This window comes from Pedobacter gandavensis (genome assembly GCF_032678465.1).
Classification (GTDB): domain Bacteria; phylum Bacteroidota; class Bacteroidia; order Sphingobacteriales; family Sphingobacteriaceae; genus Pedobacter; species Pedobacter gandavensis_B.
On the sequence record NZ_JAVTSK010000001.1, the window covers coordinates 730,491 to 746,538 of the forward strand.

General features: G+C 41.2%; 13 protein-coding genes. 8 read left to right on the forward strand and 5 right to left on the reverse strand.

The features are described from left to right. Positions 1-11 precede the first annotated feature (11 nt). The 5 genes from R2Q94_RS03045 to R2Q94_RS03065 all read left to right on the forward strand — a co-directional run bounded on the left by R2Q94_RS03045 (position 12) and on the right by R2Q94_RS03065 (position 4,712). A complete protein-coding gene (locus R2Q94_RS03045) occupies positions 12-1,007 on the forward strand; it encodes a PorP/SprF family type IX secretion system membrane protein (protein WP_316819951.1) in 996 nt (331 codons plus the stop codon). Between the two features lie 11 nt (positions 1,008-1,018). Continuing rightward, complete coding sequence (locus R2Q94_RS03050; protein ID WP_316819952.1) at positions 1,019-3,013, forward strand: OmpA family protein; 1,995 nt, start codon at positions 1,019-1,021, stop codon at positions 3,011-3,013. 167 nt (positions 3,014-3,180) lie between these two features. Beyond that, the gene (locus R2Q94_RS03055; protein ID WP_316819953.1) at positions 3,181-3,372 is read left to right on the forward strand and encodes a hypothetical protein; all 192 of its coding nucleotides are present in this window, start codon (positions 3,181-3,183) and stop codon (positions 3,370-3,372) included. A gap of 387 nt (positions 3,373-3,759) precedes the next feature. Continuing rightward, a complete protein-coding gene (locus R2Q94_RS03060; RefSeq protein ID WP_316819954.1) occupies positions 3,760-4,272 on the forward strand; it encodes a GAF domain-containing protein in 513 nt (170 codons plus the stop codon). After that, the gene (locus R2Q94_RS03065; protein ID WP_316819955.1) at positions 4,269-4,712 is read left to right on the forward strand and encodes a GNAT family N-acetyltransferase; all 444 of its coding nucleotides are present in this window, start codon (positions 4,269-4,271) and stop codon (positions 4,710-4,712) included. The genes R2Q94_RS03060 and R2Q94_RS03065 overlap by 4 nt, the downstream gene beginning before the upstream one ends. Here the strand turns inward: R2Q94_RS03065 and R2Q94_RS03070 are convergent. From R2Q94_RS03070 to R2Q94_RS03085, 4 genes are read right to left on the reverse strand one after another with little or no spacing between them, the layout of a single operon-like run. After that, complete coding sequence (locus R2Q94_RS03070; RefSeq protein WP_316819956.1) at positions 4,702-5,556, reverse strand: N-acetylglucosamine kinase; 855 nt, start codon at positions 5,554-5,556, stop codon at positions 4,702-4,704. The genes R2Q94_RS03065 and R2Q94_RS03070 overlap by 11 nt on opposite strands. A gap of 18 nt (positions 5,557-5,574) precedes the next feature. Further along, positions 5,575-6,912, reverse strand: a complete 1,338-nt coding sequence (locus R2Q94_RS03075) for a TolC family protein (RefSeq protein ID WP_316819957.1) — start codon at positions 6,910-6,912, stop codon at positions 5,575-5,577. Continuing rightward, positions 6,909-10,031: an efflux RND transporter permease subunit gene (locus tag R2Q94_RS03080; protein ID WP_316819958.1), complete on the reverse strand. Its 3,123-nt coding sequence runs from the start codon at positions 10,029-10,031 to the stop codon at positions 6,909-6,911. Before R2Q94_RS03080 ends, R2Q94_RS03075 begins: the two co-directional genes overlap by 4 nt. 9 nt (positions 10,032-10,040) lie before the next feature. Next, on the reverse strand, positions 10,041-11,117 hold the full coding sequence (locus R2Q94_RS03085; protein WP_316819959.1) for an efflux RND transporter periplasmic adaptor subunit: 1,077 nt from the start codon (positions 11,115-11,117) through the stop codon (positions 10,041-10,043). 262 nt (positions 11,118-11,379) lie between these two features. Here R2Q94_RS03085 and R2Q94_RS03090 point away from each other — a divergent pair, with 262 nt between their 5' ends. The 3 genes from R2Q94_RS03090 to R2Q94_RS03100 all read left to right on the forward strand — a co-directional run bounded on the left by R2Q94_RS03090 (position 11,380) and on the right by R2Q94_RS03100 (position 15,493). After that, positions 11,380-13,167 carry a M61 family metallopeptidase gene (locus R2Q94_RS03090; protein WP_316819960.1) on the forward strand — a complete coding sequence of 596 codons (1,788 nt, stop codon included), beginning with the start codon at positions 11,380-11,382 and terminating at the stop codon, positions 13,165-13,167. Between the two features lie 514 nt (positions 13,168-13,681). Beyond that, positions 13,682-14,290: an RNA polymerase sigma-70 factor gene (locus tag R2Q94_RS03095; RefSeq protein WP_316819961.1), complete on the forward strand. Its 609-nt coding sequence runs from the start codon at positions 13,682-13,684 to the stop codon at positions 14,288-14,290. A gap of 66 nt (positions 14,291-14,356) precedes the next feature. Next, entirely contained in the window at positions 14,357-15,493 is a 1,137-nt protein-coding gene (locus R2Q94_RS03100; protein WP_316819962.1) for a FecR family protein, read from the forward strand. 35 nt (positions 15,494-15,528) lie between these two features. Here R2Q94_RS03100 and R2Q94_RS03105 read toward each other — a convergent pair whose 3' ends face one another. Then, positions 15,529-15,843, reverse strand: a complete 315-nt coding sequence (locus R2Q94_RS03105; protein ID WP_316819963.1) for a hypothetical protein — start codon at positions 15,841-15,843, stop codon at positions 15,529-15,531. Positions 15,844-16,048 lie beyond the last annotated feature (205 nt).

Below are 16,048 nucleotides of genomic sequence, written 5' to 3' on the forward strand. Positions count from 1 at the left end.
ACACATTTGTTATGAAGAACCTAGTAAGAATTATTATAGTAAGCGCGTTTTTAAACTTAGGAGTGGAAAGGGTTGTCGCACAGATAGACCCTCACTTCTCACAATATTACGCCCATCCTTTATGGTTAAACCCTGCATTAACAGGGGTAATTGATGGAGACTACAGAGTTTCTATCAATGCAAAGCAACAGTGGGGGACTGTTTCTAATTCGTTTTTAACCGGGGGCGCGTCATTTGATATGGCCCCCGTTAAAAACCTCGCTTTTGGAGCAATGGTCTTAAATCAGAATGCGGGAGACATTGGTTACAATAATTTATCGGCCCTGGTCTCAGCGGCTTACCGTATTCATTTTGGACAAACGGGATTGCATATGATCAATTTCGGTGTACAGGCAGGGGTGTTGAACAAGAGCTTTGATGCCTCCAAAATTACACTCGGTAGTCAGTTCAATCCGGTAACCGGCTTCGATCCGGGCTTCGGTATCAATGAAAATTATTCGGCCACCAATTCCCTTGTACCGGATGTGAATGTGGGTTTCATGTATTTTGATGGAAATCCTAACCAGTCTGTCAATGTTTTTGGAGGGGCGATGGCTGCCCACCTGACCCGGCCAGTAGATAAATTTTTGGGAACAGATGTCAAAATGCCCATTCGATACGCAGTTCACGGTGGGGCAAGAGTAAAGGTAACCGATATGTTGGACATTACTCCTAATGCTTTATATATGAAACAAGGAACAGCCCGTGAAACTTCTGTTGGAGCCTATGCCAAAGTGATGCTCAATACAGAGGCAGATCTGATGTTTGGCTCTAACTATCGCTTCGATGATGCCGCTATTGCCTTCTTTGGTCTGAACATCAAAAATATGGTGTTTGGATTGAGCTATGATTTCAATACCTCAACTTTCAATAAAGCCAGCAGAGGTCAGGGGGGATTGGAATTATCGGTCTCCTTCACCAGAAGAAAAGGAATTGTTGGTCCTAATTTCTTTTGTCCAAGATTATAACCCTACGTATCATGAAACTTAAAATATTACTCGTATTTATGCTGCTTGGCAGTATGGCTTCTGCTCAGTTTGTAACCAATAGTAAAAGGGTTGCCGACGTATATTATCAAAATAAAGAATACTATGCCGCGGCAGAATATTATAAAAAATCGCTGCTGATTTCTCCGGATAGCGCCGGTTTTGTAGTGCCCTATGGCTTTGAAACTAAAATCAAACAGGAAAGCCCAAAGAAGGATGATTATGAATATGGAGTTTACCGGCTTGCGGAATCCTTAAGGCAATATAAAAACTTTAAGGATGCGGAAAGATGGTATTCCATTGCTATAGGATTTGATAACCCAAGATATAACCTGGCTAATTTCTGGTATGGCGTATGTTTAAGGGCAAACCAGAATTATGATGAGGCCATCGTTGCTTTTAAGACTTTTCAACAGAAGAATAAAGGAAATGATGAGTATCTGGAAAGAGCGAAAAGAGAACTGGCCTCCTGTCAGTTCGCACTGTATGAAGTGAGCCATCCAAGGCTTTATGCTGTAAATAGAGTCCAGAATAACCTGAATGAAGGAGGTTCAAATTATGCACCGGTATGGAGAGGAAATACGTTTATTTTTACTTCTTCCAGGCCGATTGGCAGCGAAGGTAAAAGTGTGGTCTTAACCGACGATAAAAGTAATACCAGGGTAACTAGAAAGCAAAGTCCATATGTCAATGCTATCTATGAAGTTTCAGGAAGTCCTTTGGAGGATAAGATCAGGGTTACCCAGCTGCCTGCTGCGATTAAAGGAAAGGAATTGGCTGCAGCAGCCTTTCTTCCAAATGGGAAAACGATGTATTTAACGATTTGGACCGCAAAAGACACTAGAAAGATTTATCAACGTAGCCGTAATTCTTCAGGCAATGAGGATTGGTCTGCACCAGTAGAGCTGGGCGGAAATGTGAACATTAGCGGTTTCAATGCCATGCAGCCTTTCGTCAGCGGAAATGGAAAATACCTGATCTTTTCATCAGATCGTCCAGGTGGCTTTGGTAAATATGATTTATGGTATTGCGCCATCCGTTCAGATGGATCTCTTGGACAGGCGGTCAATATGGGCAATGTGGTCAATACGGCCGGTGATGAGGAAGCGCCTTACTATAATGTGAAAACAAAAAAACTGCTGTTCAGCAGTAATGGTAAAATAGGGCTTGGTGGGTTTGATTTTTATGAAAGTGAAGGGGATTTCGACAGCTGGTCGGAGCCACGTAACCTTGGTTTTCCGTTTAATTCCTCTAAAGATGATCTTTATTTCACGCCAGTTGATGCAGAAGATGTAGAAGGGTATATCAGTTCCGACAGGTCGTCTTTATGCTGCCTGGAAATCTTTCACCTCAAACGCGAATTCCTGAATATCAGAGGACGGATACTGGATTGCCATAATGGGAAGCCATTGGAAAATGCAATTGTGTCCATCTCGGATTCCTTGCAGGAATATAAGTTTACCACTGGCCCGGATGGAAAATACAATTTCAAACTAAATACCAACCGCCAGCTAAAAATCACTGCGGAGAAAGAAAAATACCTGACCAAGAAACTGTCGTATTCCTATGATCAGCTCGCTCAGAAAGATACTTTATTTACAGAAGACATTTGTCTGGACCCGATTGATCTTCCGATCGTTTTAAAGGATGTACTTTATGAGTTTGATAAAGCCGAACTGACTGAAGATTCTAAACTGAAAATGGAATATGTGTATAACGTGATGATAGACAACCCAACTATTGAGATTGAATTGGGTGCCCATACCGATAGTAAAGGTACGGTTGAATATAACCTGGATTTGAGCAATAGAAGAGCACAATCCTGTGTCGATTTTCTAATCAGCCGTGGCATACCAGCAAGCCGTATGACCAGCAAAGGTTATGGAATGAGTATGCCAATTGCACCTAATAAATTACCGAATGGGAAAGACAATCCTGAAGGCAGAGCGCTGAACAGACGTACCGAATTTAAGGTGATGAAGAAATAAATCATTAAAGGCAAGTATGCTCGTTATAAGTTGATCGTTTAGATCCTGCAATTAACCCCGGTTCATCAAACCCGCTCATGTTGGTCTGATGAACCGGGGTTTTGCAATCCTAAGATAAATTTTACTGATCATGAACCCGATGCAAATTTCTATCCTTAAATTTGCATATGAATTACCCAGAAAGTCACATACAAATGGTTGCGGATACTTTACTTCCCGGCTTTATCCCCAAAGATCCTAATGAAACCATCCTGGTTTTTCACTTCACTTTACCCCCTAATGAGAGCTATATGGTAGAATACCTAAAATCTGCTAAAAATGCATGGGAATTTAGCAAATCTAAAAAAGTTAGTCGTTAAAATGTTGTAATTATTTTTTTTCAACAAAAACCGATAATTTTCTTATTTTTGGTTGATATTCAGTACGATAGCTGAGTTGGTGTGAGGGCACCTCTATTTAAATATAGGATTATAAACACTTTATAAATACCACAGCGTAGTAAAATAGGCTGTAAAATCATCAAATTGAGTAATAAGTGCCCAGTTTAAAGGGATTCTTACTGCCTTTTTTGAACTGGCTGGAGTACGAGCGATGGCCGGTATATGCCCAATCTGAGTGAATAATCGCGCAGAGCGGTATTGGGACTATGATTCATCTATAATGTGTTTTTCTTCTGTGTACCATAGAGATACGCCATGCCTGTGGGTATGGTAATTGTTAAAGGTATATAACTAGATCATAAAAAATTGGAAAATATTACGGGGGGTGTCTTGATTTCTACTGATGAAGAGGCACGGTTGGAAAACTTAAAGAAATACAAAATCCTTTACACCAAAACTGAGCCTATCTTTGATCAGCTGGCGGCCATTACGGCAACGATGATGAATACGCCTATTGCGATGATCAACTTTGTGGATAGAGATGTGGTCTGGACAAAAGCAGATCAGCACGGGGAAAGTGGAAATGCGATGGATCGGGAAAGAAGCCTTTGTTCGCTGGCCATTTCAAATGACAGTGTTGTTGTGTTTGAAGATTTAGTCCAGGATCCCACATTGCTTTCCAATCCAATTTATGTTGGCGAGTCAGGATTGCGTTTCTATGCTGCGGCAGCCATTACCACTAATGAGGGATTTAGAGTAGGCGCAGTTTGTATCGTTGATAAAAAGCCCCGCGTGTTCACAGAAGAAGACCGTAAGAAGTTGGAAAAAATGGCGATGATGGTGCGTTTGGAAATGAATAAGAGAATCGGAATCTTATGAAAATCTTAAGGACAGAGCAGTCTATTCCTATGGACTTGTTTCTCCTGGCAGATCCATCGGAAGCCCAAATTCTTGGATATATACATAATGCCATAGTTTATATCGCCAAAATAGCTGATGAAATTATAGGGGGCTATATCCTGGTCATCATAGGTCATGATCGCTATGAGCTTAAAAATATTGCTGTGAATGTGGGGCATCAAAAAAAAGGTGTAGGAACAAAGCTATTGAACCACATGATCGAAACAGTGAAAGAATTAAAAGGTGAGTCTGTCGAAGTTGGAACCGGTACTTTTGGGTACCAGTTGAGCTTTTATCAGCGTGCAGGATTCAGGGTTGACCGCATTGACAAGGATTTTTTTCTCTTAAATTATGGCGAAGCCATCTTTGAAGATGGCATACAGCATAAAGATATGTTGCGGCTATTACTTAAACTGTAATGCCTTCTTTTCGTAAAATATAGTTATAAATTCCGGTGATGGGCTTCTGGTAGATCTTGCCTACCCGAATGTGGTTCTTTGCACAGATTTCCCGAAGGATGTCCTGATAATAAAAGGAGATGGAACCCACAAAATGGCAATCGAGGTTTTTATAGTTGTTGTATTCTTTGATATTGGTGTCCACAAATTCCTGAAAACCATCTCTTAAAATCTGTTGAATATATGGATGATCTGTATGGTCTGCCATAAAGCGACTGATGGAGGCAAGATAGGTGTTTGGGGAAGGTTTCTGGTACAAATTGGTGACTACCGTTTCTTTATCCAGGTCATATTTCTGAGCGAAAGCTGTACGTAGTTCTGCCGGCATGGTCGCATAAAGATATCCAGTAATCATCTTGCGGCCAAAAAAGGTACCTGAGCCTTCGTCGCCCAGCACATAGCCCAATCCATGGCGGCCACTGTGTACCGTAGTCCCATCATAGTAGGCGATATTGGAACCTGTACCTAAAATACAGGTTAATCCTTCCTGATCCCCACAAGTAGCATAGGCTGAACCAATCAAATCGTGTTCTACAGAAACATAGGCCTGGGTGAAGAAAGAGGAAATTCCATTAGAAATGACCTCTACTTTATCCGGAGAGGAACAGCCTGCACCGAAAAAGTAAATTTCCTTCACCTGATCTGCATAAGCGGCAATTTCTTTCTTTTTCGAAAAAAGTTTAAAAATGTCATGAGCATTTAGAAAATAAGGATTAATGCCTTGAGTGCTAAAGCTAATGGTTTCTTCCGGGGTATATCCCATCCAATCCGTTTTAGAAGAACCGCTGTCTGCTACTAATATCATTCGATAAAAATAACAATCTTATTGAATATTTAACGTTCCGCTGATTTCTTTTAAGCTAATTTCTGTCAGCTTAGCCTGGTATTGCGCATCAAGATGCCTGGTAATGGCAGTTATAGCATTCTTTTGCGCCTCTCTGAGCTCTAATGGGGCAATGCTACCCAAACGGTATTTTTCCAGGGTAATGTCCAGATTTTGTTTGGCGATATCCAGGTTGTGCTGTTCTACTTTTAATAAATCCAGATTGGTCTGGTAATTTTGAAAAGCAGCAAGCAAATGGGCATTCAGATCCAGTCGCGTTTTTTCCAGACTAAGCTCTGAAGAATTGATCTGTATTTTGGCATTGCGTTCATTCTGACGTTGTAAAAAACCATTGAACAAGTTCAGACTCGCCGTTACGCCATAGGTGAAACCACGTGCGCGGAACTTCTGGTTAAATCCCGTCGGACTCGTGCTATTAGAGAATTCATAGCCGCTATTCAGGCCAACCGTAGGATAGCGTTGTCCTTTTACCTGCTTTAAATTCAGTTCTGCAATTTTCTTATTGATGAAAGCGGATTGTAAAGTTGGACTCAATTGTTCCGTTAATCCGAGCAACTGGTTATAATCCAGATTTTGAGTAATGTTAATTGCCTCATCCACTTCAAATACGAGGTTAAGATCACGGGCCATCACCTGATTTAAGCTGACAATGCTATTTCTGAGCAAATTTTTCTGTTGCAGGTAAGCGGAAGTATCCGCATTGTAATCTACAGTTGCAGAGAGGACATCTAGCTTCGATCCCCTTCCAATGGCCAGTTTATTTTGTGCAATGGTTAAACGCATTTTAGAAATATCGAGCGAAGTATCTGCTGCCATCACCAATTGTTGCTGTCTGGCGATCGCATAGTAGCCACTGATGACATCGGCTACCGTAGTTAGAATTGTTCCTTTAGCATTTACCTCCCCCAATTTTTGCAGCTCCTTTAAGCGATCGTAATTGGCAAACATCTGGAAACCATCAAAAACTGTCCAGCCTAATGAAGCCCCATAACTTTGGTTGGTACTCCTTACGCCGTTCGACTTTTTTTCTACTCCGGTAGCGGCAGTTTGAACGGTGTTTTGTTTGCTGCCTCCTTTACTATAATCAGCCGTCAGTTGTGGCAGCATACCTGCATTTCCGGGATTCACATTATTTTTCGCAATACGGATATCGTTGTTGACAAGCTTAATGTCATAATTATTTTTTAAAGCAGTACTGATGGCCTCTTCCAGACTCAATTTTTGCTGTGCAAAGCCCGTATTGCAAAGGAGCAGTAAGGCAGTGGCGAACAATAGCTTCCTGCTTTTCAGGAGCTGATATGATGAAAACTGGATCATGATTTTTTAGCTTTTTTTTCGGTTTCCTCTTCGGCCAATGCGGCTTTTAAAGAAAGTTCTAAATCTGTATTTGCTTTGTGTTCTTTTGACCAGTAAGAATAAATGGCCGGGATCACGAATAAAGTTAAGATCAGGGCGAATAAAGTTCCCCCAACAATTACAATCCCCATACCCATTCTGCTTTTTGCTGCAGCTCCTAAGGCCATGGCAATCGGCAATGCACCAATGGCAATGGCTAAACTGGTCATTAAAATTGGCCTTAACCTGGAAACGGAAGCTTCCCGAATGGCATCGTGTACACTTTTTCCTGTTTCTTTCAGTTGATTTGCGAATTCGACGATCAAAATCCCGTTTTTGGTCACCAGTCCAATGAGCATAATGGTCCCAATCTGACTAAAGATGTTCCAGCTTTGGCCAAACAGCCAGAGCGATAAAAATGCACCGGCAACCGCCATTGGCACGGTTAGGATAATGATGACCGGATCAATAAAGCTTTCAAATTGTGCAGCCAGAATCAGGTAAACGAGTAATAAGGCAAGGCCAAAGGCAAACATGGTGTTAGAAGAACTTTCCTTGAAATCTCTGGATTCACCGCCCAGATCTGTAGAGAAGGACTCGTCCAGGATCTTTGCAGCAATTTTGTCCATGGCTTCAATACCTTCGCCAATACTTTTACCTGGCGCCAAACCTGCAGATACGGTAGCGGAAATGAACCGGTTATTTCTATACAGTTGAGGCGGACTACTTTTCTCCCTTGCCGTCACGAGGTTGTCGATCTGGATCAGTTCTCCTTTATCATTTCGTACATATACAGAACTCAGGTCTAAAGGATCCTTACGATCGTCCATTTCAAACTGCCCGATTACCTGGTATTGTTTTCCATTCATAAAGAAATAAGAGAACCGTTGTCCGCTTAATCCCAGTTGTAAGGCAAGGCCGATATCGGAAACAGATACCCCCAGGTTTTTTGCCTTATCTCTGTCGATGGTTAAATCGATTTCCGGTTTGTTAAATTTAAGGTCCACATCAGAAGTCGTGAATGTAGGGTCTTTAGACACCTCATCCATAAATAAAGGCATTTTCTCGCGCAACTTCTCGAAGTTTTGTGCCTGGATAATATAGTTCACCGGCAATCCTCCACGACGGCCTACCGAGATGGTTGGTTGCTGTGTCACCACTACTTTTCCTTCGGTATAGCCTCTGGTAATTTTAGTCAGCTTAGCAGCGATCTGGTCTTGTGTCATGGAACGATCTCCTGGATCGGTTAAGCCCATGCGGATGAAACCACTATTGGTTGCTCCTCCTCCAAAACCAGGCGAAGTGATGGTAATGTTTACCTTTTTTTCAGGGATAGAATCCTGGATCATCTGCTGGATTTTCATCATGAAACGATCCGTATATTCAAAAGAAGAACCCTCTGGTGTAGTAATTCTCATATTGATGGCACTTCTGTCATCGTAAGGCGCTGTTTCCTTTGGAAGCAGTTGCCAGAACAAGCCGATGATACTTACGCAGATGACAATAATTGGAATGGCCAGCCATTTTTTATCCAGGAATTTATTCAGGTTTTCTGCATAACTTTCATTTAACCGGACAAAATAAGGCTCGGTCAGGTTGTAGAACTTAGATTTTTCATGCCCTGTTTTTTTCATCAGGTAAGCATTCAGCATCGGTGTTAAGGTCAGAGATACAAATGCAGAGATGAGGACCGCAGCACCAATTACAATACCGAACTCCCGGAAGAGCCGGCCCACAAATCCTTCCAGAAAGATCACTGGGAGGAATACTGCAGCCAGAGTTACCGAGATCGAAATTACGGCAAAGAAAATCTCATTGGAGCCTTTAATGGCAGCTTCGAAAGGAGAATAACCTTCCTCCACTTTTTTAAAGATATTTTCTGTGACCACAATACCATCATCTACCACCAATCCGGTTGCAAGTACAATCGCGAGGAGCGACAATACATTGATCGAAAAACCGAATATGTACATGATAAAGAAAGTGAAAATCAAGGATACCGGAATGTCCAGTAAAGGACGGATAGCAATTGCCCAATCCCTGAAGAAAAGGTAGATGATGAGGATCACCAGAATCAGGGAAAGCATAATCGTTTCTGCAACTTCCGTTACCGACATCTTGATGAACTTTGTGTTGTCTAAAGAGATATTGAGCTTGATGTCTTCAGGGATGTCTTTTTTTAACTGCTCAAACCTTTTGTCGAATTCTTTGGAGATTTCCAGGTAATTGGCTCCGGGCTGAGGAATCAGGCCTACCGCAACCATGGGTTTTCCCGATTCCCGCAAAATGGTTTCTTCGTTTTCAGAACCCAAGGCGGCATAGCCGATGTCTTTTAGGCGAACTACATGGTCACCATCATTTTTCAGAATCAGGTTGTTGAACTCTTCTTCATTTGTCAGCTTACCGAGTGTTTTTACAATCAGCTCGGTATTTGCACCGGTAATTTTTCCGGAAGGCAGCTCCACATTTTCATTGTTGAGTGCCGTCACGATATCTTGTGTGGTTAAACCGTAAGCAGCCAGCTTATCCGGAGAAATCCGGATGCGCATTGCATACTTACGTTGTCCCTGGATTTGTACGCTACTAACACCGGTAATGGTTTGCAGGCGATCGGCAATTACGTTTTCTGCATAATCACTCAGCTCCATTACATTGCGCTTATCACTCTGAATGGTCATGGTGATGATCGCATCTGAATTGGCATCCGCCTTACTTACCACCGGATTTCCATCAATGTCTTTTGGTAAGCTTCTTGCAGCCTGAGAAACCTTATCTCTGACGTCATTTGCCGCATCATCAATGTCTTTATTGAGGTTAAATTCTATGGTAATGTTACTGCTTCCCTGGTTACTCGAAGAGGAGATGTTCCTGATTCCGTCGATCCCGTTGATGGATTTCTCCAGAGGTTCAGTAATCTGAGATTCAATAATGTCTGAATTCGCTCCTGGATAAGAGGTTCTTACGGAGACAACAGTGGGGTCGATGTTTGGGTATTCCCGAACACCAAGAAAATTATAGCCGATCACTCCAAATAGAAGGATCATTAAGTTCATTACAATGGCCAGAACGGGCCTTTTTATACTGGTGGTAGAAATACTCATAAATTAAACTTAATTTTTAACCACTGTTACTTTCACAGGAGCATCCTGTTTTAAGGCCATTGCACCAGTAGTCAGCACGGTGTCTCCCACACTTAATCCAGAGGTGATCATGATATGTTCCGCAGTACGGGTGCCCGCTTCCACAGGAATTTGCTGAGCTTTTCCATTTTTGCTGATGAATACCGTTTTTCCTTTTAATACCGGAATGATGGCTTCATTTGGAATCAGGATGGCATCTTTGGTAGTGGTCAGTGCGAGTTTGATTTTCGCAAAAGAACCCGGACGAAGTTCCTGATCCGGATTGGCCACCAGGGCTTTAATCTGTAAGGTTCTGGTGGCGGTATTGATGCCTGGCTCTATCGCAAACACCCTTCCGGTAAAAGTTTTTGGATACCCGTCGGTAGTAAAAGAAATGTCTGCACCTGATTTAATTTGCCCGATGTATTTCTCAGGCACAGAGAAGCTAAGTTTTAAAGGGTTGATGCTGGATAAATTGGCGATCACCATGGTAGGGGTTAAATATACTCCTTCAGAAATAGAACGTAAACCAATTTTTCCGGAAAATGGGGCATATATAGCGGTTTTGGCTAGTTGTGCCCTAACCAGTTGTGTTTGTGCTTTCAGCGATTGCAGGCTGGCAAGCGAGGTGTCATATTCTTCCTGACTGATTGCGCCCTTATCTAATAGTTGTTTAGATCTGTTTTCATTGGTGGCACTCAGCCTTTCTTTGGTTAGCGCGTCCTGTAATTGTGCCTGTATGTCGCGATCATTGATTTTGACCAATAAACTTCCTTTACTGACATTAGAACCTTCTTTAAAATTGATTTTGGTAACCAAACCCGATACCTCTGAACGAAGGTCTACGGTTTCATTGGCTTCCAATGTTCCGGTAATGTCCAGATTGCTGCTGAAATCTCCGGTACTTACTACCATACCATTCACCTGTAATCCCTTTGCAGGACCACCTTTTCCTTTTGACATTCCGGGACCCTCGCCGGCTATTTTCTTATTTACAGAAATTCGATAGTAGACTAAATAGGCGATGCCTAATGCAATGAGGGTATAGATAATGTACCTTAGTTTCATATTTGTGTGGTGAATAGGATAATATAACAAGCAAAAATATTTAATTAAACCGCCTCTAATAGCTTGTATTAAGTATGTTACAGCTTAATTGCCAATTTAGAGGCAAGCGAAAAGGATAAATTATAAATTTGCGAAATAGTATGACCATGAAAAAGGCAGATGGTTTAGCACTGTTCTTATTAATTTAATAAATGTGAGCTATAGGGAGGTTGATCTGGTATTAAAGGTCGGGGCATATTAAAACAAGCAGGAAAACAATTCAATGAAAAAGACATTAACAGGATTAGTAATTTTACTATCATTAGGTATGACCGCAAAATCGCAGGTTAAAGTAGGCTTCGAGGTGAGCTTTATCGAACCACAGGCACATTATGTAGAGATGGAAATGAACATTTCCGGATTAAGCAAAGACTATGTAGATGTGAAAATGCCGGTTTGGGCACCAGGCTCTTACCTGATTCGCGAATTTGAGAAAAGTGTAGAAGATTTTAGGGCAACAGCGAATGGGAAACCTGCGAAATTTGAGAAAGTAAGAAAAAACGCATGGAGAATCTACTCCGCAAAGGCAAAAGATATTAAAATTAAATATAGGGTGTATGCATTTGAGGTTTCGGTGCGTACTTCATTTATCGACGATCGCCATGCTTTCTTGTCGAGTACAGGAATTTTCATGTATCCTGATGGGATGTTGAACTTGCCTAGTACGGTAAAAGTGATCCCTTATAAAGGCTGGAGCCAGGTGTCTACCGGTTTAGAGCCTGTGGCTGGAAAGCCATTCACTTATAAAGCAGCAGATTTTGATGTATTGTTTGATAGTCCTATTGAAGTAGGAAATCAGGATGTCTTTGATTTTGAGGCTTCAGGTGTGAAACATACGGTAGCGATGTTTGGCGGTGGTAACTACGACAAAGAACGTTTAAAAGTAGATATGGCCAAAGTTGTGGAGCAGGGAACTGCCATTTTCGGTGAGAATCCAAATCAGCATTATACTTTTATTGTCCATAACTTCGAAAAAGGTGGTGGTGGTTTAGAGCATTTAAACTCTACAGTTCTTGGTGCTTCCCGTAATGCTTACAATACTACCGCTGGTTATCTGGGATTCATGAACCTGGTGGCGCACGAATATTACCATTTATGGAATGTGAAAAGAATGCGCCCTATTGCTTTAGGTCCATTTGATTACGACAATGAAAACTATACCACCAACCTATGGGTATCTGAAGGTTTTACGTCTTACTATGAGAATAAGCTGGTACTGCGTGCTGGTTTTATTGATCAGCCTGCCTTTGTAGATGGATTGGTGACTGCAGTAGCAAATGTATCGAATACTCCGGGTGCTCAGGTGCAATCTGCAGCAGAATCTAGTTATGATGCCTGGATCAAAGGATACAGGCCAAATGAAAATTCTAACAACACCGGTGTATCTTATTACAGCAAAGGTGAAGTAGTAGGTTTGTTAATGGACATCGAAATTTCCAATGCGACTAAAGGAGCAAAAAGTCTGGACGATGTGATGAAGGCAATGTACCTGCAAGGAAAAAAACTGAACAGAGGATATACTGATGCTGAATTTAAGGCCATGGTAGAAAAAATCAGTGGAAAAAGCTTTACTGATTTCTGGGCTAAATATGTTACAGGTACGCATCCTTTGGAGTACGATAAATACCTGGGTTATGCAGGTATCAAGGTTAAAAATGAAAACGAAGGAAAACAAATCCCTTATATCGGTGTGGCTTCCAAGAAAACGGAAGGCAAGATCTATATCTCTGCGGTATCCAGAAATTCTGCAGCATGGGTAGATGGCCTGAATGTAAATGATGAGGTGATCAGCGTAAACAACATTCCAGTTGAAGCGGCTTTAGAGCGTATGCCTGTCATTTCCGGAAGCAATGTCGGTGATGTGATCACAGTGAGAGTGAAAAGAGATGGTGAGATACGTGATTTCAAAGTAACCATAAAGGCGAATCCAAACATTAAATTAATCGCAGAGATCGATCCGAATGCCAGCGCAACACAAGTTGCCGTTCGTAAAGGTTGGATGGGCGTTTAAGCACATAAAATACAGCAATTACCCTCAGAATTTAATGATTCTGGGGGTATTTTTTTTGCATAAAACCAGCGTTCTGATGCTTATTAACGAATTAGGAATAATCTAAACAGCTCGGTTTTGAAAGAGATATTTTTTATCCAATAATGATAATTATAGGTAAAATGAATAAAATGAACAAGGTAAATCTCAGGATGTCCCCTCACTTCAGCTTTATATTTGAATCATACAAAATTGTTCGCTAGGGATTTGTGTGGACTGTATTCGAAATTTTTTTCTCACGCATTTTGTCAATTTTGTATAAAAACCATGGGCAATTATTTTTACGTATCTAGCACGTATAATGATTATTTAAGAGACCAGTAGTTTACATCCATCACCACTAAACTTCCCAAATTCATGAAAAAACGAACACAATTCATCGTTAGGGCATTGCCTTGCCCAAATTTTAAACTTATACTATGCGCTCTCCAGGATTGCATTGAACAAAATTTCAATTCATCTAATCCCTGGGCTTATGAATAGTTATTTGGAATTACCGGATGCGGAACTTGTGGGCTTAATGAAGTTAGAAGAAGAGGGGATTGATGCCTATACCGCTATTTATTATCGTTATAGAAAACCGTTGGTGTTGCATGCTCAGCGGATGATGGGTGATCCGGAACTGGCCAAAGATATGGTTCAGGAAATCTTCACCTGGCTCTTTCAGCAGAGGAAACTGATCCAAATAAATACCGCCCTTTCTTCCTATTTATACAGGGCAGTGCGTAATAAGGTATTTGACAACCTCAAGCATTCGAAAGTGAAACTGAACTATGCCGAGGATTTTTATAAATTTACCAGAAGCACCACTGCATTAGCTGATGAACAGGTCTGTTTAAAGGAGTTGGCGCAGGCAATTGCATCTGAAATCGAAAAGTTGCCACCCAGAATGCGTGAAGTCTTTGAACTCAGTCGTAAAGAGTTTCTTACTCAGAAGGAGATCGCTAAAAAGCTCAACCTTTCCGAGAATACGGTGAACAATCAAATCCAGAAAGCGATGAAGAAATTACGTGAGAATGAACTCTTACATGCTCAACCGGGTCTGTGTTTTTTAATGTTGATGGAGGTATTGACAAAGAATTGAGTTTTTACGAAAATGCCGTAGTGTAAAACACTTGCTGAATCGTCTTAAGGTTATATTCCCAAATTGATGATGGAAACTGAACAAGCTTTTCAAGCTTTATGTAAAAAATACCTGGAAGGGACCTGTAGTCCAGGAGAAGTGCAGCAGCTGGAAAAATGGTATAGCGAGAAGGCGAATACCAATTCAGATCCGGTATTGAGGGATGATATGTGGGAAGATGATACAGAGCGTTTCCTGCAGACTTTAATTTCCGAAAAAGAGCAAGCGCCAAGGAAGATCAAATGGAATTGGCGGTTAAGAATCTTCCTCGCTGCGGCATTAATTATTCTTATTGGTAGCCTTTCCATTGTCCTTTTAAAAAGAACTGACTCAGCGCGGGAAGAACGATATGCAAATACTATTGAGCCAGGTGGCAATAAAGCAACCATCACTTTAGAAAATGGCAAAAAAATTCAATTGAGTGATGACAGAGCAGGTGTGGTCGTTGGCCAAACAAAATTAACTTATGATGATGGGAGTTTGATCAATCAGGAAAAAGTTCAGCGTTTTACCATTTCAACGCCTATGGGTGGGACTTATAAAGTACGCCTGCCTGATGGTTCGGAGGTTTGGCTGAATGCCGGCTCGAGTTTAACCTATGATCCAGCTTCAAATGAACAGCAACGGACCCGCAATGTGGAGCTTTCAGGCGAAGCTTATTTTGAGGTAGCTAAAGATACACAACATCCCTTCATTGTGACTACAGAAAAACAAAAGCTAGAGGTGCTGGGAACTCATTTCAACATATCCGCTTATAAAGATGAACGCTCAGTTATGACTACCTTAATAGAGGGGAGCGTAAAAGTTTCCCCTCTTAAATCTGTAGGTACCCCTACAAAGTCCGTGATTTTAAGACCTAATCAACAATCCGTAGTCAATTCAGCTGGCCTACATGTGCGTTCTGTTGATCCGGCTGATTTAATTGCCTGGAAGAATGGGGAGTTTTTCTTTATAAATGAAGAGCTGGAAAGCATCATGCGGAAAGTAGCACGTTGGTATAATGTAGAGGTGATATATACTGATCAGGGTCTTCGGAACAAGGTATTTAGTGGTTTCGTATCCAGATATGATAAAGTTTCCGGATTATTAACTGCATTAGAGGCAACAGGTGATTTAAAGTTCAAAATTGATGGAAGAAGTATTCTAGTCATGCAGGCAAAATGATCCTGCCGCTCTCATTTTAATGCAATCATTTTAATCTAGAGTTTTGCCCTGTAATGCCTTACTGAGCCTACACCTTCGTATGTCGCCAATAGGTTTCCAGAGTACAGATCTTCTTTCGTAAAATAGCAAGGGTATTCCAATAGGATACTTTCATCAAGAAATGTAATGGTACATGGATCCCTGTCTGCATAAGAACAATAACCTGGGGCTTGAACAATTCCATCCCATGCCATCCATACATCATTTCCATCCTGATAATAGATGACCCCTTCAACTGGTGTTTTTTCTGTAAAGCCCTTTGCAGAGATGACAATAGCTGCTATTGCTAAGACAATGCCTATCTTTTTCATAATTTTATTCCTAAGGTTAAAAATTAAGTTCTTGATAATTGAATGTACTTGCCGGTTCTGATGTCGCGAATAGTTTAAATTTAAGTAGTTCGAAATTGATATTTTGTTACATATGTAACAAAAACTATAAGTCAACACATGTGATATGCCAATCTATACAGCATCCTGAAATTCAATCTCAAAAAAAAGGGTTGACCTGCATCAT

Excerpts from the sequence above, each read along its gene's own strand:
- R2Q94_RS03105 (WP_316819963.1), bottom strand. The coding sequence starts at position 15,843 with ATGAAAAAGATAGGCATTGTCTTAGCAATAGCAGCTATTGTCATCTCT.
- R2Q94_RS03090 (WP_316819960.1), top strand. The coding sequence starts at position 11,380 with ATGAAAAAGACATTAACAGGATTAGTAATTTTACTATCATTAGGTATG.
- R2Q94_RS03070 (WP_316819956.1), bottom strand. The coding sequence starts at position 5,556 with ATGATATTAGTAGCAGACAGCGGTTCTTCTAAAACGGATTGGATGGGA.
- R2Q94_RS03065 (WP_316819955.1), top strand. The coding sequence starts at position 4,269 with ATGAAAATCTTAAGGACAGAGCAGTCTATTCCTATGGACTTGTTTCTC.
- R2Q94_RS03085 (WP_316819959.1), bottom strand. The coding sequence starts at position 11,117 with ATGAAACTAAGGTACATTATCTATACCCTCATTGCATTAGGCATCGCC.
- R2Q94_RS03045 (WP_316819951.1), top strand. The coding sequence starts at position 12 with ATGAAGAACCTAGTAAGAATTATTATAGTAAGCGCGTTTTTAAACTTA.
- R2Q94_RS03095 (WP_316819961.1), top strand. The coding sequence starts at position 13,682 with ATGAATAGTTATTTGGAATTACCGGATGCGGAACTTGTGGGCTTAATG.
- R2Q94_RS03050 (WP_316819952.1), top strand. The coding sequence starts at position 1,019 with ATGAAACTTAAAATATTACTCGTATTTATGCTGCTTGGCAGTATGGCT.
- R2Q94_RS03075 (WP_316819957.1), bottom strand. The coding sequence starts at position 6,912 with ATGATCCAGTTTTCATCATATCAGCTCCTGAAAAGCAGGAAGCTATTG.
- R2Q94_RS03055 (WP_316819953.1), top strand. The coding sequence starts at position 3,181 with ATGAATTACCCAGAAAGTCACATACAAATGGTTGCGGATACTTTACTT.
- R2Q94_RS03100 (WP_316819962.1), top strand. The coding sequence starts at position 14,357 with ATGATGGAAACTGAACAAGCTTTTCAAGCTTTATGTAAAAAATACCTG.
- R2Q94_RS03080 (WP_316819958.1), bottom strand. The coding sequence starts at position 10,031 with ATGAGTATTTCTACCACCAGTATAAAAAGGCCCGTTCTGGCCATTGTA.